Origin of the sequence: Corynebacterium tuberculostearicum (assembly GCF_022347385.1) — a bacterium.
In the GTDB taxonomy this organism is placed as follows: Bacteria; Actinomycetota; Actinomycetes; order Mycobacteriales; family Mycobacteriaceae; genus Corynebacterium; species Corynebacterium tuberculostearicum_M.
Genome location: NZ_JAKRDT010000006.1, coordinates 98930 through 121578, shown reverse-complemented (window position 1 = coordinate 121578; position 22649 = coordinate 98930). Strand labels below are relative to the sequence as shown.

At 61.0% G+C, this 22649-nt stretch carries 22 protein-coding genes; 8 read left to right on the top strand and 14 right to left on the bottom strand.

The window, feature by feature from the left end; translation table 11 throughout:
* Window positions 1-40: 40 nt before the first annotated feature.
* The 5 genes from MHK00_RS05100 to MHK00_RS05080 form a co-directional block, all read right to left on the bottom strand.
* Window positions 41-3220: an ATP-dependent helicase gene (locus tag MHK00_RS05100; RefSeq protein ID WP_005322363.1), complete on the bottom strand. Its 3180-nt coding sequence runs from the start codon at window positions 3218-3220 to the stop codon at window positions 41-43.
* A complete protein-coding gene (locus MHK00_RS05095; RefSeq protein ID WP_250410770.1) occupies window positions 3213-6320 on the bottom strand; it encodes an ATP-dependent helicase in 3108 nt (1035 codons plus the stop codon). The genes MHK00_RS05100 and MHK00_RS05095 overlap by 8 nt, the downstream gene beginning before the upstream one ends.
* A gap of 32 nt (window positions 6321-6352) precedes the next feature.
* On the bottom strand, window positions 6353-7138 hold the full coding sequence (locus MHK00_RS05090; protein ID WP_005322366.1) for a hypothetical protein: 786 nt from the start codon (window positions 7136-7138) through the stop codon (window positions 6353-6355).
* A gap of 9 nt (window positions 7139-7147) precedes the next feature.
* The gene (locus MHK00_RS05085; protein ID WP_250410751.1) at window positions 7148-8086 is read right to left on the bottom strand and encodes a DUF3152 domain-containing protein; all 939 of its coding nucleotides are present in this window, start codon (window positions 8084-8086) and stop codon (window positions 7148-7150) included.
* A gap of 61 nt (window positions 8087-8147) precedes the next feature.
* Window positions 8148-8372 carry a DUF3107 domain-containing protein gene (locus MHK00_RS05080; protein WP_005322370.1) on the bottom strand — a complete coding sequence of 75 codons (225 nt, stop codon included), beginning with the start codon at window positions 8370-8372 and terminating at the stop codon, window positions 8148-8150.
* A gap of 71 nt (window positions 8373-8443) precedes the next feature.
* Here MHK00_RS05080 and MHK00_RS05075 point away from each other — a divergent pair, with 71 nt between their 5' ends.
* Both MHK00_RS05075 and MHK00_RS05070 read left to right on the top strand, forming a co-directional pair.
* Window positions 8444-9769 carry a DEAD/DEAH box helicase gene (locus tag MHK00_RS05075; protein WP_250410750.1) on the top strand — a complete coding sequence of 442 codons (1326 nt, stop codon included), beginning with the start codon at window positions 8444-8446 and terminating at the stop codon, window positions 9767-9769.
* Window positions 9766-11004, top strand: coding sequence for an Rv3212 family protein (locus MHK00_RS05070; protein ID WP_250410749.1), 1239 nt, complete (start codon window positions 9766-9768; stop codon window positions 11002-11004). The genes MHK00_RS05075 and MHK00_RS05070 overlap by 4 nt, the downstream gene beginning before the upstream one ends.
* A 72-nt stretch (window positions 11005-11076) precedes the next feature.
* On the opposite strand, the gene MHK00_RS05065 is transcribed toward MHK00_RS05070, so the two are convergent.
* A complete protein-coding gene (locus MHK00_RS05065) occupies window positions 11077-11565 on the bottom strand; it encodes a hypothetical protein (protein WP_005322376.1) in 489 nt (162 codons plus the stop codon).
* Between the two features lie 498 nt (window positions 11566-12063).
* Between MHK00_RS05065 and MHK00_RS05060 the strand changes: the two genes are divergently transcribed.
* Together MHK00_RS05060 and MHK00_RS12010 are read left to right on the top strand one after the other, a co-directional pair.
* Complete coding sequence (locus tag MHK00_RS05060; protein ID WP_005322377.1) at window positions 12064-12324, top strand: WhiB family transcriptional regulator; 261 nt, start codon at window positions 12064-12066, stop codon at window positions 12322-12324.
* A gap of 83 nt (window positions 12325-12407) precedes the next feature.
* Complete coding sequence (locus MHK00_RS12010) at window positions 12408-12482, top strand: 50S ribosomal protein bL37 (protein ID WP_100067784.1); 75 nt, start codon at window positions 12408-12410, stop codon at window positions 12480-12482.
* 267 nt (window positions 12483-12749) lie between these two features.
* Here MHK00_RS12010 and MHK00_RS05055 read toward each other — a convergent pair whose 3' ends face one another.
* Together MHK00_RS05055 and MHK00_RS05050 are read right to left on the bottom strand one after the other, a co-directional pair.
* Entirely contained in the window at window positions 12750-13022 is a 273-nt protein-coding gene (locus tag MHK00_RS05055) for an anti-sigma factor (RefSeq protein WP_005322378.1), read from the bottom strand.
* Window positions 13022-13624: a sigma-70 family RNA polymerase sigma factor gene (locus MHK00_RS05050; RefSeq protein WP_050780301.1), complete on the bottom strand. Its 603-nt coding sequence runs from the start codon at window positions 13622-13624 to the stop codon at window positions 13022-13024. Before MHK00_RS05050 ends, MHK00_RS05055 begins: the two co-directional genes overlap by 1 nt.
* A 37-nt stretch (window positions 13625-13661) precedes the next feature.
* Between MHK00_RS05050 and ybaK the strand changes: the two genes are divergently transcribed.
* Window positions 13662-14165, top strand: a complete 504-nt coding sequence (gene ybaK / locus MHK00_RS05045) for a Cys-tRNA(Pro) deacylase (RefSeq protein ID WP_250410748.1) — start codon at window positions 13662-13664, stop codon at window positions 14163-14165.
* On the opposite strand, the gene MHK00_RS05040 is transcribed toward ybaK, so the two are convergent.
* On the bottom strand, window positions 14151-14798 hold the full coding sequence (locus tag MHK00_RS05040; RefSeq protein ID WP_150850790.1) for an SOS response-associated peptidase: 648 nt from the start codon (window positions 14796-14798) through the stop codon (window positions 14151-14153). The two genes, ybaK and MHK00_RS05040, sit on opposite strands and share 15 nt — an antisense overlap.
* Here MHK00_RS05040 and aroA point away from each other — a divergent pair.
* On the top strand, window positions 14797-16098 hold the full coding sequence (gene aroA / locus MHK00_RS05035) for a 3-phosphoshikimate 1-carboxyvinyltransferase (protein WP_250410747.1): 1302 nt from the start codon (window positions 14797-14799) through the stop codon (window positions 16096-16098). The two genes, MHK00_RS05040 and aroA, sit on opposite strands and share 2 nt — an antisense overlap.
* The gene (rsgA, locus tag MHK00_RS05030; RefSeq protein WP_250410746.1) at window positions 16091-17116 is read left to right on the top strand and encodes a ribosome small subunit-dependent GTPase A; all 1026 of its coding nucleotides are present in this window, start codon (window positions 16091-16093) and stop codon (window positions 17114-17116) included. The genes aroA and rsgA overlap by 8 nt, the downstream gene beginning before the upstream one ends.
* On the opposite strand, the gene MHK00_RS05025 is transcribed toward rsgA, so the two are convergent.
* From MHK00_RS05025 to MHK00_RS05015, 3 genes are read right to left on the bottom strand one after another with little or no spacing between them, the layout of a single operon-like run.
* Entirely contained in the window at window positions 17113-17361 is a 249-nt protein-coding gene (locus tag MHK00_RS05025; protein ID WP_005326568.1) for a hypothetical protein, read from the bottom strand. The genes rsgA and MHK00_RS05025 overlap by 4 nt on opposite strands.
* A 16-nt stretch (window positions 17362-17377) precedes the next feature.
* Complete coding sequence (locus tag MHK00_RS05020) at window positions 17378-17893, bottom strand: DUF6912 family protein (protein WP_005326570.1); 516 nt, start codon at window positions 17891-17893, stop codon at window positions 17378-17380.
* Window positions 17893-18303 carry an HAD-IA family hydrolase gene (locus MHK00_RS05015; RefSeq protein ID WP_005326572.1) on the bottom strand — a complete coding sequence of 137 codons (411 nt, stop codon included), beginning with the start codon at window positions 18301-18303 and terminating at the stop codon, window positions 17893-17895. The genes MHK00_RS05020 and MHK00_RS05015 overlap by 1 nt, the downstream gene beginning before the upstream one ends.
* 176 nt (window positions 18304-18479) lie before the next feature.
* Between MHK00_RS05015 and MHK00_RS05010 the strand changes: the two genes are divergently transcribed.
* Complete coding sequence (locus tag MHK00_RS05010; RefSeq protein ID WP_005322397.1) at window positions 18480-18863, top strand: hypothetical protein; 384 nt, start codon at window positions 18480-18482, stop codon at window positions 18861-18863.
* Window positions 18864-18885: 22 nt separating this feature from the next.
* Here MHK00_RS05010 and MHK00_RS05005 read toward each other — a convergent pair whose 3' ends face one another.
* Window positions 18886-19704: a hypothetical protein gene (locus MHK00_RS05005; RefSeq protein WP_250410745.1), complete on the bottom strand. Its 819-nt coding sequence runs from the start codon at window positions 19702-19704 to the stop codon at window positions 18886-18888.
* A 140-nt stretch (window positions 19705-19844) separates the two neighbouring features.
* Window positions 19845-22430 (bottom strand): preprotein translocase subunit SecA, encoded by a 2586-nt coding sequence (secA, locus tag MHK00_RS05000; protein WP_005322400.1) that lies wholly within the window; start codon window positions 22428-22430, stop codon window positions 19845-19847.
* Window positions 22431-22649 lie beyond the last annotated feature (219 nt).

Sequence of the window (22649 nt, the reverse complement as noted above, 5' to 3'; positions counted from 1 at the left end):
TTGCTCAAGAGATTGCGAGTTACGCAACCGCCCACATACCTTAGCCCTTGTGGTGCTCAACTGACGATTCAAGGAGTTTCTTCAGCTCTTCCCCACGCGGCAGGCGGGCAGGCTCGAAGGTATAACCATCGTGGACATAATAGAACGCGGCACGAATCTTTTCCCCGCCGTGGATACGGCGCCATGCCTCTGCATACACCGCTAGCTGTATCTTGGCAGCATCCATAGCCTCTCCCTGGGGAGGGCGGCCGGTCTTCCAGTCCACCACCATCCAGGTGCCATCCTCCAAGCGGAATACCGCGTCCATGCGCCCGCGCACCACGGACTCACCAATGGTGATTTCAAAGGGCGCCTCCACGTGCTCCGGTTGGCGCTCGGCCCACTCGGAGTTCAGGAAGGCCTCCTTGAGCTCTTCCAAATCGAAGTCCTCCGGCTCATCAATACCTGGAAGTTCTTCCTCTCCCAATAGTGCCGGGCTGCCGAAGCGGTCCTCCAACCACGCGTGGAAGGCGGTACCGCGCTTGGCATAGGAATTCGGCTTAAACGGCACGGGGCGGCGTTGCCTGCGGGCAAACTGAAGCGGGTCTGCCCGCAGCGCAACCATGTCAGAGGCGGTCAGCTCGCTGGGTAGCTCAACGTCTACCACCGGCTGTTGCAGCGCCTTGTACTCCTCAATGAGCGCGCCAGCTTCCTGCTCCCACAGCTCAAAGGTTTCACCGCGGCTCAAATCTGGGAGCTCCTCCATAGCTTCAAGTACCAGGTCCGCACCGGCGACTGCCTCTGGGCTGGCCTGCAGCGCTGGGAATTGGGCGCTCTCCCCAAAATCATCCTCGGAAGGCTCGTCGGGGACGGACCACTCCACCACGTACTGCGGGAATTGCTCTTTCAGGCGCTCTAGATATTCATAGGGAGCCTTCTTGTTCTTTCCATTGAGGTTATTGGTGCCCGAGCCGGTAACGGTCAGGGTAGATTCGGTACGCGTCAGCGCCACATAAAAAAGGCGCGCCGATTCTTCCGCCTTGATGGCGCTATCTGCTTTCTTAAACTCCTCGCACGCGTTTTGGAAATGCGAGCGCTTTTGGGCATCCTCCGGGACCTCAATATAGTCATCGTCTCCCGGGACCTTATCGATCCTGGACAGGAAGGTCTCTGCTTTCGCACTATAGCTAGACGAATCCGCATGCACCACGCAGACGTGTTCCCATTCCAAGCCCTTGGCCTTGTGCGCGGTCATAATCTGCACGCGGTCAGTGGCGGCGGGAACCTCGCCGAGGTCTAGGCCATCTTCCTTTTCGAGCGCTAATGCAAAGTAATCCAAGAGCGCATACAAAGAATCACCGTGGAAGCCCGCGACAATATCGGCAAATTTATCCAGATGTGTTGCTCCCCCTGCGCTTCCACGCGCTAGAACTTCGGTGCGGATATTAAACAATGCTTCAATATCGGCGAAGATGTCCACCAGCGGTTTGGAAAGAGAATAAGTACGCAGGTGTCGCAGTTTGGCAGAAACCTCTTCCATACGGGCGAGGCCTTGCGGGGTATAGCGGTCCCTCTCACCTAAATCTGCCAGGGCGTCGGCAAGGCCGACGCGCTGATCCGGCTCCTCAGCGGTGACGTCTTCCAACTGCGCACGCAGGTAGTCTTCCGGATCCATTCCCGGTTCCCAGCGCAAGCGCTCCTCCCTCGCGCCAGCCAGGTTTCGTTGGCGGGAAGCAAGTGCTTGAATATCGCTAATTCCCAGGCCACAAATGGGGCCCGCGAGCAGGCGCACGGCCGCAGGCAAATCTTCTGGGCGCACGAGCATGGTGGCAATGGCTACAAGGTCCTGGATTTCTGGCTGCCACAGCAGGCCACCGAGACCAATGATTTCATTGGGTACGCCCGCTTTGTCCAGGGCCGCAGCGATGGGTGCGGAGTGCCTATTTTTACGCACCAAAACCGCCGCACTGAAGGTATCTCCCTCGCGCTTTTCCCACTGCTCCTTCAGGTACTCGGCGACGAACTCGCGCTCGCGAACCTCGCTTTCGAAGTACGCCAACTGGATTTCGCCTTCGCCCTTATGCGGGGCGGCAGAAAGCTCGTCCACGGGGCGCTCTACGCCTTCAAATACCCCCTCCGCGACTGAGTTAGCCAAGTCCAGCGCACCAGAGGGGTTGCGCCAAGAGGTGGTCAACTGGTCCTTCGGGGCGGATGTGCCCGGCGCAACTGGGAAGTCTTCCACGAAGGCAGTGAGATTTTCAGAGGTCGCACCACGCCACCCGTAGATGGCCTGCATTGGATCGCCCACGGCCGTAACCGACAGGTCCTCTTGGTCCCCTCCGAACAGGCTGCGGAGAAGCACGCGCTGGGCATAGGAGGTGTCTTGGTACTCGTCTAGCATGACGACCTTATAGCGCTGGGACTGCTGCTTTCCCACCACAGGATGGTCGCGCGCGACGCGCGCGGCGACGGCCATTTGCTCGCCAAAGGTGATGACTTGTCGCTCGGATTGTTCCTTTTTCAGGGCCTCCAGCAGCGGCACGTACTGCACACGGCGCTCCTGTGTTTGGATATAGCCCAGCAGCGCCTTTGAGTATTCGGGGCCATTCTTTTGGGATTTATCGAGGTTATCGATGTCCGCCCGAAAATCGCGGGCATGCTCGGCGATGTGACTCGTGTCCTTGAGCCCATTATCGATATCTTGGCTGAATTTCAGCAGGGTCTCGGTAATCGTGGCTAGGGCGCGATCGTCTTCCAGCTGGCCGGTGTAATTGCGCACCACATCGTAGGCCAAGGAATAGCGCTCGGCCTCGGTGATGATGCGAGCCGTAGGCTCCACTGGAACCAACAGCCCGTATTCGCGAACGAGTTCTCCCGCATAGGAGTCATAGGTAGCTACCTTCGGCGCAATGTTTTCTAACGCTTCTGCCACCTCGCCGCCTGGTGGGATGAGGCCGGAATCGCGCAATTTAATCAGCTGCCGCCGGATGCGCTGCTCCAGCTGTTGCGCGGCCTTACGGGTGAAGGTCAGGCCGAGAACCTGCTCCGGGCGCACATAACCATTGGCCACCAGATACACCACGCGCGAGGCCATGGTTTCTGTCTTTCCGGCACCAGCGCCGGCAACCACGAGTTTGGGGCTAAAGGGGCCTTCGATGACATGGGCTTGTTCCTCGGTAGGCGGAAAGTTCTTGCCCAAGGCTGCAGCAATCTGCTGTGGGGAAAAGTTGCTCTTAGGCATCGGTGGTCATCCTTCCTTCTTCCTGCACGGGGCAGATGGAGCGAATTGGGCACTTATCGCAGTCTTTATTGGTGCGCGCAGTGATGCGCGGGCCGCGCATCTCCTCCACCAGCGGGGGCAGAAGTGCGGCGAATTCTTCCAGGGCTTCCGGCGATTTATCGCTTTGCCAAATCTCACCAATCTTCTTGGTGGTCGCGCCCGGATACACCAGCACACCGCCCTGGCGCGGCATGCCTTCGCCGTCGTGAACCTGGTGGCCGTCAAATGCGCCATGGGCAAGCGCAAGCTGATAGGTCATCAGCTGCACATGGTCCTCGCCCTCTTTCTTAGCCGGCTTGCTTCTGCCCGTCTTGAGGTCCACCACCAGGTAATTGCCCTCTTCATCGCGAAGCAGACGGTCCATATAGCCGCCGATGCGCACCTCCTCGCTGACGCGTACGCCTACGGGGATTTCCACACCGGCAAGCTCTTGATTGACCTCGGATTGGCGCGCCCATTCCCGGGCGCGGTCCAACAGGGTGGAAAACTCATCGAGCCTGAAACGCAATTGCCACTGCGGTACGTCCTGAATGCGCTCGAAAGCCTCCATCACCAATAGCTTGGCCTTTTCCGCGTCCATGCCGCGGCCAATGGCTTCAAAGAAGGCGTGCGCCAAAGTACCGCGGAGCAGGTGCTCCTCGGTGCTTGGGTCCTCGGCCACATTTCCTAGCACGGCCTTGAGCGGGCAGTTGAGTAATGCTTCCACTCGGGAGGGTGACAAACTGCCGCTGGTATGCAGCGGCATTTCTGCTGCAACGGAGCGCGCAGACCACCATTGCTCCGGGTGGGCGCCAGGGATATCGGCTGCCGCTAGCCGAGCGAGCTGGCGGGCTGCTTGTTTGCGCTCAACCTCACCGGATTCCTGATTGGTAACTACGCGGCGCAATTGTGCAACAAAGGCTGGCACGGACAGCACCGCCACATCGAGGGGATCCACCTCGAGTCCATCGCGCAATGACACGGGTGCGGGTTCGGGCACATCGAGGCCCAGTTCGCGCGGGAGTTGCGTGCGGCGCAGCGCCCGCTTTGCTTGCCGCCGCGCAGCCTGGCCAGGTACGTCCACGCCACGGCCAGCGAATTCGCTAATGAAGCGCGAAGGCTCAGAGACCGTATCACCTTCCGGGTTTTCCACAGCGGCAATGAGCAGGCGCTGTCGGTGGCGCGTGGTAGCGACATGGAAGAGTCGACGCTCCTCTGCCAAACGGGAGGCAACGTGGCTGACGGGGGTATCGGGATCAATATCGTGGTCGAGGAGATCGATGAGATCTTCCTGCCCAAAGATGGAGCCAGTCTCCCCTAGCGAAGGCCAGCTTCCCTCCTGTGCGCCGGCCACAATGACGGTATCCCATTCACGGCCCACGGCGCCGTGTGCAGTCAGGATCTCTACTGCCTGCGGAATAGCGGTGCGGCGGTCACGCACACCGGTGGGAAGTTCCTGTTCGGTGATATGCGTCAGGAAGGCGCGCAGCGAGGAATCAGGGCGGCGCTCGACGTAGTCGCCTGCGGCGTCAAAAAGCGCCATCATTGCATCCAAGTCGCGGTCGGCCTGCGAGCCGGTCGCACCACCGCGCAGCGCCGAAGCCTGCAGGCGGTTATCGAGCTCGGTTGCACTCCACACGGCCCAGAGGGTCTCCTCTACCGAGGCGCCAGAGGCGAGTGCGTCCCGGCCGGCGCTTAGAACCGCGCGTACACGCTCCAGAATGGAGTATTCGCGCTCAGTAAGTTGCCCATTAAAATCTGGGAGCTCGCCATAGAGAAGCCCGCGAAGGCTATCGATGCCCCGGGTGGTGGAATCCCAGCGGCGCAGACCACGGATAAGGCGGCGCAGGGTGACGGGATCGGCACCAGCTACGGGGCCAGTGAGCAATTCTTCCAACTCCGAGTTTGATAGGTCTTCCTCCAAGGCACGCAGGGCGAGCAGCACGGCGGAAACCAAACGCTGTTCGGCCAAGACGACGTCGGTAGGGCTAATGTGCACGGGCACGCCGGCGGCCAAAAGGGTGCGGCGCATCTGCCCGATATCACCGGTTGAACGAACGATGACGGCGATATCCCGCCAAGGCACGCCGTCTTCTAAGTGACGGCGCCGCACGGTATTGGCTACGACGTCACGCAGACTGCCGTCCGAATCCACAATGGAGATGCACGCCGGAGCGGGTGTGCGGTGGGGCTCGGTGAGCTCGATGTCGTGGTCAGCTGGGAAATCCCGCAGGAAACGCGAGCTAGCACCGCGGAAGGCAAAGACGGATTGATCGGCATCGCCGCCTACCACCACGAGATCCGCCTGCGGGGCCATGTCGCGAATGAGCTTGCCTGCGGTGGGGTCGAGCAATTGCGCATCATCGACAATGATGGTGTGGAAGGGGTGCTCGCGCAGTAGCTGGGGGCGCTGAAGAACCGCGGTAACCAATTCCGCAGCGGAATAGGAATGGGCGCGGGAAAGGAGCTGCACGCGTTCGTACTCGCGCAGGAATTCACCCGCCGCGGACCACATGGGGCGGCCGTGCTCGGCACCGAGGCGCTCTAGGTCGCCCGGGCCCAGGCCGCGTTCAATGGAGCGCAAAAGGAAATCGCGCAGCTGCCGGGCGAAGCCCACATATTCCAGTGCGGGCCGCATCTCCGCGGGCCACGAGCCATGCCCGTCTTCTGCTTGGCCAGTGAGCAGCTCGCGGATGACGGCGTCCTGCTCCGCACCGGTAATAAGTCGCAGCTCCTCCTCGGTCGTTGTGCGCAGCAATGCAAATGCGAGGGAGTGTACGGAACGCACCATGGAGGTCTGTGCGGCGTAATCCTCGAGCCGCTCGGAAAGCTCGCGGCGCAGCCGGGCGCCGGATTCCTTCGAGGGAGCGATAACCAGGATGCCGGAGGGATCCGCGCCGGTCTGCCGGGCTTTATCCAAGGCATGAATGACGGTATCGATAAGGAAGCTGGACACACCGGTGCCGGCGGCACCGGTTACCTTCCAGGTACCGGATTCGGGCAGTTCAACAGGCCAACTGCGGGTCGTAGCGGACTGGGTACGGGGAACGAGGCGCACCTGCGGGGACGGTGGAAGGACCACTCCCGCACGCGCGGTGGAATGGGGGTCGTAACTCACCGCTCCAGTATGGCAGATGCCCGCGACACCAGATGCTGCTCCACCCGTTCAATATGCGAACGCGTGTTTGAACGCGACGCGGAGTGCAGGTCATTGACATGACGGCGATACGACACCGCGCGCAACAGCAATTCCGGCATACCGGGTACATGACTAAAGCGCTGACAGATCCCATCATCGACCGCTTGGCCAATGAGCCCATCCACAATAACCAAAGCGGCCGTCCAGCCGGCTGGGCGTGGGGATTCGCTCGGCACAATGTCCACAATGCCCGGCGGGTTGGAGCCGTGGTAAACCGTGGTGGTGAGAAGTGCGGTGTGGGCGGGGATAAGGGGGACGTCGGCAAGCAGATCTGGCCGATAAGCCTCGCCTGTTTCCTCCCAAGCGGCGCGCTCGGCGCGTGCAAAGACATCGCTGCGCTGCCCGTTAGGAAGGGGCACCTCGGCTATAGCCGCGTCGAGGCGCAACGCCATCTGTGCGGTTTCATCAATTCGCCCGCGTACTTGGCCCGGAATAAACTGGGTAGCCTTCCACCCCGCGGCCGTGTGCCGACCATCGCTAGACAGTACCGGCCGGGAAACGCGGGCCCCCTGCACGCTGAGGCGCTCGCGCACCTTAGCGGACCAGGCGGCAAACGGACCGGCCTGGGAATAGACCACGTCGCCCACCTTAATGCCGTTATCCCACACCGGGCCCAATTGATCGCCCTGCGCGCGGCGGGTACCAGTGGCACCGGTTTCCGCGTGGAAGGCGCTTAACACATGCTCTGGGGGAAGCGGCATCCTTAACTCCTATTCGGGTTGGTGGGGATCCTTATTATTCGGATTCGGATAAGGCCACGGGTTTGGTGAGCAGGTCACGTCCTCATCAGGATAGACCTCGCTGGGCTTGCGATCGTGCAATTCTTTGTTGTTAAGGTCCAAGGTCTGCTGCATCATGACCGGCGCTAGCTTGCCTTGGCCGCCACACGGCTGGTGGGCCGCATAGCCAATGGCATGACCCAACTCATGGTTGATGACGTACTGGCGATAACTGCCCATATCGCCTTCAAAAGGCGTGGCGCCGCGCACCCAGCGGGCCTCGTTGATAATGGTGGTGGACTCGCCCGTAATGGTGGTGTGGCAGGAGGTTTCCGTTTCAATCTTCTCGCCACAGCGCTCTGCGGCGGTGCCGAGCGAAGTCAGCTGGATGCGGGTATCCGGTTCCGCATCAGCGGCCACGTGCTCGAACTCAAAGTCCTTCTGCGCGGTCCAGCCGCGCGGGTCAGACAAGGTGGCCTCCACCATGGCGACAAAAGACTCATCGCCTCCATACGGTGCGGTGTTAAGGCCATCTTCTACCTCGATGGAATAGCGCACCTTTTGCTCGCCGCCCTTACCCGCGACGGCGCCAGGCTCGCCTACCTCGTGGAAGGTGCCCTTGCCCTGCTTGGTATAGGAGCCACCGGGCGGCATCTCGCTGATTTCCCGCTTGACCACTGCAGCATCGGCAGGATCAGGGCCCATCTTCTCCGTACTCGTTGGGGCAGCCTCGCTAGTGACTTCCGCCTTTTCTTCAGAGGAAGAGGAGGTGGCGATATCGACGATGAACCAAATGGTCAGCGCGATCATGAGGGGGATAGCCACCACGCGCCACCAGCCATATTGACGCGCAAACCGGACCACCGCATTGGGGTGGTCCGGCGCATGGCCCTGGCTCCGGTGAGCGTGGCGATTCTCCCTTTTTTCCATGGGGCCTTAGGTTACCCGTTTGTATTTAAAAAAGCTGAATCAGCAGCCCTATGCGCTCGCCTTAGGCGCCGGCGAATCCCACGGCGTGCTTCTTTGCAATGCCGACCTCGACGTAGACCACGCGGTCAGTGCGCACGAGGTACTTGCGGCCCTTGTCATCTTCCAGTTCCAGGGTGGAGTTATCCGCCAGGGCACTGTTAATCTTCTGCGTCAGCTCGGCCTGGTCACCTGCAGCGCTAATGACCAGCTCGCGAGCGGTATCTGCGAAGCCAAACTTGATATCCATGAAGATTCCTCCTCTAACTAGAGTTTTATTGTCAATGGCCCCACTATAACCATCCCGGCTACTATCAAGGTGTGTCTGACATAAAATCCCAGCCACCGAGCTTCGCGGAACTCGGCGTTGCGGCCGAAATCTGCGATGGTCTCGCCACTCGTGGCATCACGCGTACTTTTGCAATCCAGGAATTAACCCTGCCCATCGCGCTATCCGGCCAGGACTTGATTGGCCAAGCGCGCACCGGCATGGGCAAGACCTATGGCTTTGGCGTGCCGCTTTTGGACCGCGTCTTTGATGATGCCGATATCGACGAGCTCGATGGCACCCCGCGCGCCCTCGTGGTGGTCCCCACCCGCGAGCTTGCCCAGCAGGTCACCGAGGACCTGCAGGTGGCTGCCGCCCACCTGCCCGTGCGCTTAGCCTCCATTTACGGCGGCCGTCCCTACGAGGAACAGATCAAAAAGCTCAACAAGGGCGTCGACGTCATCATTGGCACGCCCGGCCGATTGATCGATCTCCACGAGCGCGGCAATCTGCAACTAGATCGCGTGGCTATCTTGGTGCTCGATGAGGCCGACGAGATGCTGGACTTGGGCTTTTTACCCTCGGTGGAGGCTATCCTCAAGGCACTCGATGGCAATGCCCACCAGACCATGCTCTTTTCCGCCACGATGCCGGGCGCAATTTTGACGCTCGCCCGCCGGTTTATGGAAAAGCCCATCCATATCCGCGCCGAATCCGGCGAGCAGGATTTCACCCATTCCTCCACTCGCAAGGTCACCTTCCAGGCCCACCGCATGGATAAGGTTGCCGTCGTCGCCCACGCCCTGCAGGGCTCCGGCCGCGGGCGCACCATCATCTTCGCTCGCACCAAGCGCGCGGCCGCCCAGTTGGCCGATGATCTTGCCCGGCGCGGCTTCCACGTGGGCGCGGTCCACGGCGATCTGGGGCAAAAGTCGCGCGAGAAGTCGCTCCATGCCTTCCGCACCGGCCAGGTGGATATCTTGGTCGCCACCGATATTGCCGCCCGCGGCATCGACGTTGATGATGTCACCCACGTCATCAACTATCAGGTTCCGGATGATCCGATGACCTTTGTCCATCGCATTGGCCGCACGGGTCGCGCCGGCCATACGGGCACCGCTATCACCATGGTGGGCTATGATGAGCTGGGCAAATGGCAAGTTATTAATGATGAGCTGGATTTGGGTGAGCCGAATCCGCCGCAGTGGTTCTCCACGTCCCCGGAGCTGGCCCAGGCCCTAGACATCCCCGCGGAGGTAGAGGAAACTGTCGGCTCTGAGACCAAGGTCGTGGGCCAGGTGCCTGTCCGCGAGAAATCCCCCACCCGTACCACCGCGCGCCGTGGCAGCTCCCGGCGCCGGCGAGGAGGCCGCCGATGACTAAAGCTCCCATTTTGCGCTCGACCCCCGCCGATTGGAAGGCTACCGGCATTATTGCCGTGGTCTGCGCCATCGCGGTCGGCGGGGCGGCTATTACCGCCAATATTAATCAGGCACATCTTAGCCAAGCGGCCGTTCCTGGGGATAAGGATGCACCCGCGCTTGCCGACGTCCCCGAGGCCCTCCACGAGTCCTTCAGCCTCCCCAACGCACCGGTTCCTGGCCAATACCGGGCGGTTTCGGCGCACGGCCTGACCATCACGCACGCCGATCACACGCTCACCGCCACTAACCCGGACGGCTCCGAGGCGTGGACTTATGAGCGCACGGACGCGGATCTGTGCTCGCTGTCTACTGCATGGGGCAAGATCGTGGCGTCGTATAAGACCGGTGTGGGCTGCGGGGATACCGTGGCGATTGATGCCGCAACTGGTGAGTATGACAGCACCCGCAGCGCCGTCAACTCGGAAGAGGTAGTACCCGTTTCCTCTAATGACCGGGTAGGAACGGTCTCCACCGACCGCATTGATCTGTGGCGCTCCGATTTGGTGCGCACCGTGGAATACGGTGATGTGGAGGCAAAGCAGGAGCCGGACAAGCAGCCACATGAGGACTGCACCATTAGCTCCGCCCTCACCCGTACCGAGAATTTAGTGCTGACCGAGTCCTGCCCCGATAAACCGGGCACCACCTGGTTGCGTTTCCAAAACACCACCCCTGATGATTCCCGTGAGCCCGATATCGCCGCCGATGTGGACATAGCCACCGACGGCGCCCGGCTTGTCGCTGTGGGACAAAAGGCCGCCGCCGTCTACCGCCCAGGCCCGAATCCCACGATTGAGTCCTATGACAATAAGGGCGAAAAGCTGGACTCTACTTCGGCAGAGCCCTCTCCAGACATTGACGCCGGCGCCTCCCCGTTCGCCCCGGCAACCGCGGATCTTCCGCACCATATGACGTGGTTTGATGGCTCCCGGCTCTATCTCTTCAAGCCGAGCGACCTCGCAGTGGATCACGTAGTAGAAGATGCCATCGGCACCCCCATCGCCGTCGACGAGCACATGTTGGTGCCTACCCAAGAAGGCATTGCTGTCATGGATTGGTCCACCGGCAAAACCCTGCGAACCATCCCGGTTGATCGCGGCAGCTACCACGGCCCCGTCTACCTCACCTTGGCGGGCGACACCATCGTGGAAACCCGCGGCGATCAGGTCGTGGGCCTAAGCGCCGATTAACACCCTCCACTACAGAAAGGGCCGCGCCTTCCGGATTTACCCGGGGCGCGGCCCTTGTGCGTGGCAACGAATTTAGAAGTTTGCTGCCGCCCACTCGGTGGAAGCGCGGACGAACATCAGTAGGAAAATGACTACTGCGGCGCTCGCCAAGGTCACCGCACCAAGTAGCGGCGATCCGCCGCTGAACATCTGGAAGGAGCTCGCCGTCAAGATGAGCTCGACCAGGATAATGGCTCCCCTACCCCAGCGCTTTCCCTTGACCATGGCCCAAGCGCCGACGATGACAAAGCCAAAGACAATAAAGATAAATAGTGCGGTGCCTAGCCCTACAAAGCTTCCGGAGCCCGAGTCCGACACCATGGAACCATTTTCTGCGCCGGTCGCCTCGCGCACGATCAGGAAGATACCGAAGCAGATGACGGCAATGGACTGAACCACGGCGAGCGCTGCGGCCACGAGGACCGGCTGTGGCGCGCCCTGCTGGGCCTTCTCCTCACGCGCCGGCTGCGCGGAGGAAACACTTTGCTTTTTGTTTACCTGCTTTTTCTTCTGCTTAGACACAAACCCACAGTCTACTCACCGGTCAAGGCCATTTCCTTGTGCGCCACTCAGGTTTCGCGGGGGCAGGGGTTAGCCGGGTAGATTTGACGCTTCTTCAGTCACCACACTCAATGTTTTTTGGACAATGCGCCAGTTCAGCGCGTTTCTCACAGGCTTCTTTCAACTCATACTTCGACCTAAATGACCCCCACACTAGTTTCATTCACGTGAGGTTGGCCACAATTTTGCCTTTACCCCTAGCGGAGTCTGAGTAAACATGTCATGATTCTGGGGTAGCAAAAAGAAAGAGGACGTAAACCTCTTCTTAACTTGAAGGAAACTTCAAGTAACCACAATGTGAACCATTGGCGGCGGCGACGCTGGCCCGACCTCGAGACCGGGCCCCACTGCACGCAGACCAGTTCACACAACCACCCACCCTGGCATTGGTTGCTTTTCATTTCTCATGAAAAGCGCTTGTGCTTACTGCTGTCGAATTTTTGTTAGGAGATATCAATCATGGATTGGCGCCACGAAGCTGTTTGCCGCGACGAAGACCCCGAGCTGTTCTTCCCAGTAGGCAATTCTGGTCCTGCACTTACCCAAATCGCTAAGGCCAAGCTGGTCTGCAACCGTTGCCCCGTTGCCTCTTCCTGCCTGAAGTGGGCACTGGAATCCGGCCTGGACGCCGGCGTCTGGGGCGGCCTGTCTGAAGAGGAGCGCCGCGCCCTCAAGCGTCGCCGCAACCGCGGCCGTGGCCGCGCCCGCGTTTCCGCTTAAATAGCGGCCCCCAATTTTCGTTTCGGCGCCCTTAGCCGCTACAGTTGAATAAAGTTCAGATACCCTCAACGAAGGAGTGCGCAATGAGCAAGCGTGGTCGCAAGCGCAAGGATCGCCGCAAGAAGTCCGCTAATCACGGCAAGCGTCCTGGCGCATAACGCACAGCATTACTCAAAGCCCGGTTCCCTCGGTCACTTCGACCGTAGAACCGGGCTTTTGCTATGTCAGACGCACATCGATGTCGTCTCCTAGCTCCCCGCTTGACCTCTCCGTGCCTTAAGTCCAATGTGATCGGGCCGAATTGAACACATTGGGGTCTCAATTCGGTCCTTCCACCCTCAATTCGGCCCGATCAGTATGGACTCAAGCAAAAAATTGGAAGATCAGGAGACCATGACCCCACCACAGCGAGTGAGCAACAGTGCCTACCACGCCGTGTCGATGCGCGTGATCTCTACCGAAATGCGGCGGCGCAGTGCCTTTGGCGCTTTGGCCTGGCCGTTACAGCAGTTGCGCACCAGGGAGCGGATAATCTCCTCGCTCTCGAGGCGCTGTTGACAGAAATCGCACTGGGCGATGTGCTCGCGGATGGCGAGTGCGCGGGCATAGGTGGTGGATTCATCGAGAAGCTCGCACAGGAGGGCCTGTACCTCTGGGGAGCTACACGCACCACAGTTGTGTTCCGTTGCGCGGTCCATTACTTCTCCTCCATGTCTGGGTGTTCTAATCCAATGCCTTGTTCTCGTGCCACGTCTTTCAACGCTTTCCGGAGCATTTTTCTTCCCCGGTGCAACCGGGACATCACCGTGCCCAGCGGAGTATCCATGATTTCTGCAATTTCTTTATACGCCAAGCCCTCTACATCCGCGTAGTACACCACCATCCGGTAGTCATCGGGCAGGTCATTCATGGCCTCTGAAATGGTGGCGTCCGGCATGTCTTTAAGCGCTGATACCTCGGCGGATTCCAGGCCAGTGGAATCGTGCCCAGCAGTGGTATAGAGCTGAAAATCGCTCAGGTCATCGGCCGAGGACTCCGTGGGCCGGCGCTTCGCCTTGCGGTAGGAGTTGATGTAGTTATTGGTCATGATGCGATACAGCCAAGCCTTAAGGTTTGTACCTTGCTTAAAGGAATGAAAGGACTTATAGGCCTTGAGGTAAGTCTCCTGCACGAGATCCTCAGCATCTTGCGGGTTGCGCGTCATGCGCAGGGCACCGCCGTAGAGCTGGTCTAGCAGGGGCAGCGCTTCCGCTTCGAAGCGGCGCTGCAGCTCCTTTTCGCTGATTGTTTCTTTAGCCACAATTTCTATCCTAACGCGTAGCGTTAGAATCCCAGTCATGTCTAAAAAGTCCCCGCATGCAGCCACCCCAGCGCTCAAAGTCATGGAAGACGCCGGCGTAGACCACCATGTGTACACCTTTGAGGCGGGCAAGGATCACTTCGGCGATCACGCCGCGGCGGCCCTCGAGGTAGAGCCGGAACGCGTGCTCAAAACCCTGGTCATCGATTTAACGGCGGGAAAAGGGCCCAAGCGGCAGTTGGCGGTGTGCGTCATCCCTACCACCCACCACCTGAGCCTCAAGAAGGCCGCGGCCGCCCACGGCGTTTCTAAGGCCGCCATGGCGGATCCGCATGACGCGTCCAAGTCCTCCGGATATATTCCCGGCGGCATTTCCCCGCTGGGCCAGAAGAACGCGCTGCCCACGGTCATTGAGGAAACCGCCGTGCTTTTCGATACCGTCTTTATTTCCGGCGGGCGCCGCGGGCTGGATATCGAGCTCAATGCGGAAGATCTCGCAGAGCTGTGCTCTGCTAGCTTTGCCGATCTACTCGCCGAGTAGCTCCGGATAATCGTTGGATACACTGCCCACGGCCTTGTCGGCGGGGTGGGTGTGGAAGCCACGGAGGGGCGTCGGCAAGAGCAGCTCAGCGGCTTCCTCGGGGCTGCCCTCCAGCCAGGTACGCATTTCTTCGGCCGCCAAGAAGCGCGGCAGGCGGTGGTGCAGCCACTCCATTTCTTCCGTGGCGGCGGTGGTGACAATCGTGGCAGACAGGCGGTCCAGGCCGGTGTCCCATAGGCCCGCCGCCCACAACAGGCCCTCTTCCGCGCGGACGTAATAGGGCTGCTTGCCGCCTTCTTCTTGATGCCATTCGTAGTAGCCGTTCATGGGGATAAGGCAGCGCTGCCCCTTAAAGGCATGCCGGAAGGAGGGCTTGCTGGCCACCGTCTCCGCCCGGGCGTTAAACAGCGGCGGGCCGTCCAGGTCCTTCTTCCAGTGCGGCAGCAGTGCCCACCGCGCAGGGTCGACCTGGGCGAGGCTTTCGCGCACGCGCACTATCGCCACCGGCTGGGTGGGCGCAATATTGTAGCGCGGGCCTGGGGTGCCTTGTGGGGCGTGGACCTCAGTAACTCCGGGCAGTGCGCCCACTTCATCGAGAAGGGACTCGGTAAAAAGAACGAATCTTCCGCACATGCCCTCTATTATGGACGATATGTCTCAACCTTGGTCCGCCCCGCAAGCGGCAGGCCCCATTACGTGGGCCCAGCACGTGCCGGGCTCGAAGTCTATTACCAACCGCGCTTTCATTCTGGCGGCGTTGGCCGATGGCCCTTCTACCCTGCGCGCGCCGCTCGTCTCGCGCGATTCGCAGCTGATGGAAAAGGCCCTGGAATCTATGGGCGTGCGCTTCGAGCACGAGGGCGAGGATATCCACGTCACCCCAAGCCCGCTTAAGGGTGCCACGGTGGACTGCGGCCTGGCCGGCACGGTCATGCGCTTTATCCCGCCGGTTGCGGCCTTGGCTGATGGCGCCGTGCTTGTCGACGGCGACGAGCAGGCCTACGCCCGTCCCATGTCCACCACCCTGGACGCACTGCGCCAGCTCGGCGTCGAGGTGGACGGCGATAGCCTTCCCTTTACCGTCCGCTCGCGCGGAGTTCCGGAAGGCGGCGAGGTCACTATCGACGCCTCTGGCTCCTCGCAGTTCGTCTCCGGACTCCTGCTGGCCGGTGCGCGCTTTGCCAAGGGCATCACCGTCACCCACGAGGGCGGTCCCCTACCGTCCATGCCGCACGTAGAGATGACCGTGGGAATGCTGCGGCAAGCCGGCGTACGCGTGGATTCCGGCGAGAATACCTGGACCGTGCATCCTGGCCCGATCGCAGGCCGAGAGTGGACCATCGAGCCGGATCTATCCAATGCCACGCCCTTCCTTGCCACCGCTGCCGTCACCGGGGGCCGAGTGACCATTAAGCGCTGGCCTGCCAATACCACACAGCCGGGTGACGCTATTCGCCATATCTTGGTGGATATGGGCGTTATGGTCACCCAAGAGCCGGGCTTTGTCACCGCAAAGGGCGCCAAGGGCGGCGTGCTGCAGGGCATCGAGCGCAACATGGGTGATATTGGTGAGCTCACCCCCACCGTCGCGGCGCTGTGTGCCCTGGCAGAAACCCCCTCCATGCTCACCGGCATTGCCCACCTGCGCGGCCACGAGACTGACCGCCTCAAGGCGCTGGCAACTAATATCAACGCCCTGGGCGGCAAGGTCACCGAGCTTGCCGACGGCCTACACATCGACCCCGCCCCTCTCCACGGCGGCGAGTGGCCGTGCTACGCGGATCACCGCATGGCCACCGCGGGCGCGATTATCGGCCTGCGGGTACCGGGCGTAGAGGTAGAAGACATTTCCACCACCGCGAAGACCCTGCCCGGCTTCGACCGCATGTGGGAGACGATGGTGGACCCCGAGCAACAGGAGAGCAATGGCTAGGCGTTTCGGTTCCTTCGACGAATCCGATGTGCGCGTGCGCCCCGGCAAGGGCTCGCGGCCGCGTACCAAGGACCGCCCCAAGCACAAAGATGCCAAGTTCGGCATGGTCATCACCAAGGACCGCGGGCGCTGGGGCGTAGCGCTAGACGACGGCCCGCGGGTCACCGCCATGCGCGCCCGCGAGCTGGGCCGCACCGCCATCGAGGTGGGCGACCGCGTGGGCGTCGTGGGCGATACCTCCGGCCAGAAGGACACCCTGGCGCGCATTGTGAAGCTGGAGGAACGCACCTCCGTCCTCCGGCGCACGGCGGATGACACCGACCCTTATGAGCGCATCGTGGTGGCGAATGCGGACCAGATGCTCATCGTCACCGCCGTGGCCGATCCGCCGCCGCGCTCCGGATTTGTCGAGCGCGCCCTCATCGCTGCGTTTGTGGGCAATATCCACCCCATCCTGTGCTTGACCAAGACCGATCTCACGGACCCTGCTCCCTTCGCGGCGGAGTTCGCCGATCTCGATGTCACGGTGGTGGAAGCCGGCGTCGACGACGGGCTCGAGGCGGTACGCCACCACATCGACGGCCACGTCACCGCGCTCATCGGGCATTCCGGCGTGGGCAAATCCACCCTGGTCAACCGGCTGGTACCGGATGCGGATAGGGAGACAGGGGAAGTATCGGGCGTCGGCAAAGGCAGGCATACCTCCACCCAATCGGTGGCGCTCCCCCTCCCCGCCGAGGATGCCTTCACCGGCGGCTGGATTATCGATACCCCAGGCATCCGTTCCTTTGGCCTCGCACACGTGGATGCCGATGACGTGCTGGGCGTCTTTGAAGACCTTGCCGCAGCCATCGAGGACTGCCCCCGCGGTTGTACGCACATGGGCCCGCCTGCGGACCCAGAATGCGGCCTCGATGATCCTGCGCTTATCTCCCCTGATACCGCCAGTGCGCGGCGGCGCGACGCGGTGCGCGGCCTACTCGAGGCCCTGCGCACCAACGTGGAGTGGGAAAATTAGAGGTGGAAGCCGGTATCGGCCATAACACCCAAAATGCCATCCACGATGCCGAAGAATACATCGAGGATCTGGCCCCAGGTGCCCTGGGACGAGGTCTCTAGCAGCGCCAGCCACGGGGTGGTGGGCACGGCGTCGGCAGCCGCATCTGCAGCTGGGGTGGTATCTGCCAGGGCGGCCGGCGCGGCGATGAGGGCTGCGCCTGCGGTAACGGTGGCCGCAGCGAGGTTCTTGAAACGCTGAGTCATGTTTTCTCCTTGAGTTTTAGAGCAATTCTACGAGGAAAGGGAGTTCGGTGGGGTGATAAAAGGCCATGAACTTATCCAGTGCATCGCCCACGGCCAGCTCCGCGTCTTCATCGCCCAGGTCTGCGGTATCGATAGCCTCGATGGCCTTTGCGGTGGTTTCCTCGGACTCCGCAATATCCACGTGGATGGCTGCTAGGTCATCCTTGCTGAACTGCGCCGGCTTGAGCTCTACCACCGGCTCGCCCATATCCGGGCGCGGGGTGAGGACAGAATCATCCAAGTCTACCGAGATAACCACGCGGCGGTGCGGGAACTTCTCTTCATCGCCGATGGCCAATAGGCGCATGGAGGCCATAGAGGCCTCGAGGAAGGCCGAGTAGGCAATTTCTTCTTCATCGCCCTCGGTATAGAACTCCTGCAGTGCAGGGGTCACCATAAAGCCCCAGCCGGAGCGCGCGGAAAGCGAGCCGGTTTCTTCCAGCTCCGCCAGCATGGCGTAGGTCGCAGGGATGTAGACGCGGGCTTTAGCCACTAAAACTCACCTTCAATATCGAAGACTGCCTGGATTTCAACGGAGACGCGGTCAAAGCTGGTGTACAAAAAGCCCACCATGCCGGATTCCACGGCGGCACGCACGTTGAGGATGGAATCATCAACCATGACACAGTCATTGAGTGGCAGTTCTAGGGCATCTGCGGCCGCCTGGAAAGCAGCGGACTCAGGCTTTTCCGCCCCCACCTCTCCGGAGAGAACGACTGCGTCGACGTTTCCGCGGTACCCCCACTCGCGGATGTGCTCCGCGCCTGGTCCGCCTGGGTCATTGGACAGGATGGCGGTTGCTGCGCCATTTGCCTTGGCGGCGGCCAGCAGCGCTTTCCAGCGGCGGTTGTCTTCTTCGGTGCCGTCAAGGACGCCGACATAGTCAACGATTAGACCACGCATGTACTTAAATCCTTTGGTTACGATTCTCTTTAACTCCCCGAGAGTATAGCGAACCGCGCGCTCATTCGCGCCCATCCCTTTCAGGAAACCCTCAGAAATGGCGGGGTTGGGGCGGGCATGAGACAATTATCACGCGTCCGCCTCCTGCCCTTATTCAGGAGCACTACTTCCCCACCATGTACGAGCCCATTCCTGGCTACTCGCACCTCAAACTCTTCATTGCACCCCACCGCGTGCACTATGGCCGCTTGCCGACGTCCGCGGAAGTCGCCGCCCAGCACCGCATCCAAGGCTGGGTAGTCTTCGCGCTGGAGGTAGCCGCCGGCTATCGCCCGCTAGCCCATCTCAATTCCCCGCGCTATTCGGATGCCATCCGCCTGCACATTGGATCGTGGGTACGCCGACGCACAAGCCCCTATGCCACGGACAGACTGCAATTGACCAGCCTGCACGCGCGGCCCAATGGCGAGTACTTTGGCTCCGCCTACATAGGCCAACAGCAGCATGCATTTACGGGCTCGGCGAGCCCCACCGGTTTAACGTCATTCCGCTTGCTCTAACTCAGCGGGCAGGGCTTAACGCCTAGGAAAAGAACTGGCCCAGGTGAGAAAGGATCTCGGACCAGTCGAGTGCGGACCATCCGAATCCGACGGCGCTGGTCAGCGCCGCCAAACCGGTGGCTAGGAGGCCGCCTTCAAAGGCGGATAGACCGGAATGCTCGTCCGCCGCCGCATCCTCAGGCACGGTTCCCGCAGCATGGTGCGACGCGGCGGCCTGCTCCAAGGGTGCATTGACCTGCGTGGTGATGGTGACAATATCGCGCAACGCCGCCGCATAGGCAGGAAACTCATCTGGGAACGCGGAGCCGGTTTCCCCGATGGTCGGCAGCTGGGCACGCGGAGAGGTAGCCGCGTTGCCGGCGGGGGCCTGTGGCAAGTCCTTGGTAAACTCACCCAGTTCGGCACGAATTACCGCCTGGGCATAGTTGGCGCCCAGCATGTCGAGGTAATCCAATACGGCCGCTTCGGTGTACTGCTTGCCGTCTAGGGATTGCGTCCGCTCCTCTGGCTCCCACGGGAAGTCCAGCGGGGTGGAATAGATATTGCCATCGGTGCGCGCGGTATTGAGCCGGGCTTTGCCAAAGTAGTACTCGAAGGCGGCGTCCGCTTTGTCCTGGTGCAAAATTCCATCGGCCACCAATGCTTCCTTGCGCTGGGTAGCAATAGCCAGGATGGCGGCAGCCGCGTTATCCTGCTCAATCTTTTCGCCCGAATCCAAAATGATGCGCAACGAGGTGGCAGAATCACGCTGCATCTCATAGGCCACGGCCGGGGTGGCGCCACCGAGCAAGGTGGCAGACAGGAGCGTCGTAATACCGAGACGCAAAGAGCGGCGGCGCATCGTCAGTGAAGATCCTCACAGGAAATAAGCAGAATGGACGGGTTTCTTATATTCTACTCATTTTTTCCTGAAAAGAAACCCGCCCCGCTCCCACTATCACGAGCGGGGACGGGGCGGGATTGGACGAAGGGCGCCGAGGCCTAGGCCTCTACGGTGCCCTCACCGTTGCCGGAAGCGGTAGCAGCTGATTCGCCGGCCTGCTCCTCTTCCTGCTGCTTGAACTGCTTACGCAGCATAAATAGCTGGCGGACGGTCTCTTCCTTCACGCCATCGTTCATGGCGTTGAACATCTCGCCGCCCTCCTTCTGGTACTCCACCAGCGGGTCGCGCTGCGCCATCGCGCGCAGGCCGATGCCCTCCTTGAGGTAGTCCATCTCATAGAGGTGCTCGCGCCACTTCTGGTCGATGATAGGCAGGATGACCATGCGCTCGGTATTGCGCATCTGCTGCTCGCCGCCAATGGCGGTCACAGACTCTTCGAGCTTGTCGTACTCATTATTGGCGTCCTGCACCAGGGCGTCGCGAAGCTGCTCAGCAGAAAGCTCACCCGGGGAACCATACTCGGAGCCTTCCACCAGCTCCTCATGGGAAATGGTGGGGCCGTAGAGGGAATCCAGCGCATTCCACAGCGCGTCCAAATCCCAGTCCTCCACGTAACCGGTGGCGGTAGCGCCAGCGACATACGCGGACACGGTGTCATCGATCATGCCGCGGATATTGTCCTGAATATCTCCGGCATCAAGGATGTCGTGACGGGTAGCGTAGACCACCTTGCGCTGCTCGTTGAGCACCTCGTCGTACTTGAGGACGTTTTTGCGCATCTCAAAGTTCTGGTTCTCCACCTGCGCCTGGGCACCCTTGATGGAGTTGGAAACCATCTTGGCCTCGATGGGGACATCGTCCGGCACGTTGAGGCGGTTCATCATGTTTTCCATGGACTGGCCCACAAAGCGCACCATCAACTCATCGCGCATGGACAGGTAGAAGCGGGTCTCACCCGGGTCACCCTGGCGGCCGGTACGACCACGCAGCTGGTTATCAATGCGGCGGGACTCGTGACGCTCAGTGCCCAGCACGTAGAGGCCACCGGCCTCGCGCACCTGGTCACCCAGCTTCTTGGAGCGCTCCCTCTCGGAATCGATTTCTGCTTCCCAGGCCTCCTGGTACTTCTCTTCATCCTCGAATGGGTCTAGGCCGCGCTCGCGCAGCTTCTCATCGAGGATGACCTCGGGGTTGCCACCGAGCACGATATCGGTACCACGGCCGGCCATGTTGGTAGCCACGGTGACGGTGCCGGGGCGTCCCGCACGGGCGATGATCTGGCCCTCTTCCTCGTGGTGCTTAGCGTTAAGCACGTTGTGCTTGATGCCGCGCTTAGACAGCAGCTGGGACAGGTACTCGGAGCGCTCCACGGAGGTGGTACCGACCAGAACCGGCTGGCCGGACTCGACGTGCTCGGCAATATCGTCCACTACGGCAGCGAACTTAGCTTCCTGCGTCTTGTAGATGCGGTCAGAGTGGTCGGCACGCTGATTCGGCTTATTGGTAGGAATCGGCACCACATCCAAGTCATAGATGGAGTGCAGCTCGGCGGCCTCGGTTTCTGCCGTACCGGTCATGCCGGAGATCTTCTCGTACAGGCGGAAGTAGTTCTGCAGGGTAACGGTAGCCAGGGTCTGGTTCTCGTTCTTGATCTCCACCTGCTCCTTGGCCTCAATGGCCTGGTGCATGCCCTCGTTGTAGCGGCGGCCGGCCAGCACGCGGCCTGTGAAGCCGTCCACGATCATGACTTCACCATTGCGGACGATGTAGTCCTTATCGCGGGTGAAAAGCTCCTTAGCCTTCAAGGCATTGTTCAGGTAGGACACCAGCTGGGAGTGCTCGGGGGCGTAGAGGTTATCGATGCCGAGCTGATCCTCGACGTATTCCACGCCCTCTTCCAGCACGCCGATGGTGCGCTTCTTGTGGTCCACCTCGTAGTGGATACCCTCGCGCATGCGCGGGGCCAGCTGCGCGAAGACGCTGTAGAACTGGGAGGAACCATCTACCGGGCCGGAGATGATGAGCGGGGTACGGGCTTCATCGATAAGAATCGAGTCGACCTCGTCCACGATGCAGAAGTTGTGGCCGCGCTGCACCACATCATTGAGGGAGCGGACCATGTTATCGCGCAGGTAGTCAAAGCCCAGCTCGTTATTGGTGCCGTAGGTAATGTCGCAATCGTAGGCGGCCTTGCGCTCTGGCGGGCGCATCTCGGACAGGATGACGCCCACGGACAGGCCGAGCCAGCGGTGGACACGGCCCATCATCTCGGCGTCGCGCTTTGCCAGGTAATCGTTAACGGTCACGATGTGGACGCCCTTGCCGTCAAGGGCATTGAGGTAGGCCGGCAGCAGCGAGGTCAGGGTCTTGCCCTCACCGGTGCGCATCTCGGCGACGTTGCCGAAGTGCAGGGCCGCACCGCCCATGATCTGCACGCGGTAGTGCTTCTGATCGAGGACGCGCCAGGCAGCCTCACGGACGGTGGCAAAGGCCTCGAGCAAGATGTCATTCATCTCTTCGCCGTCTCGCAGGCGAGTCTTGAACTCGTCGGTCTTCGCCTTAAGCTCGTCGTCCGAAAGCTCCGCGTACTTATCCTCAAGGGCAATTACATCGTCTGCCATTTTGCCCAGGCGCTTGACCGTACGGCCCTCGCCCGCGCGCAGCAGCTTGGAAAGTCCAAACACGGTTAGTTAGTCCTTCTAGTCGCGACAATAAAGTTAACTCGTCGCTATTGTACTCACTCGCTTTCACAAAGCATCTCCCGCCTAGCACAAAGGGCAGGCGGACAGCCTCCGTTCAGCTTGTATAGGCCCCGGCACCTGCTTGCCGACGCCCCCTCCTCTAACCACACATTCGACCCCGCTGCATACTCGCAGCAGGGTCGTTAGCTAAGAGATGTATGA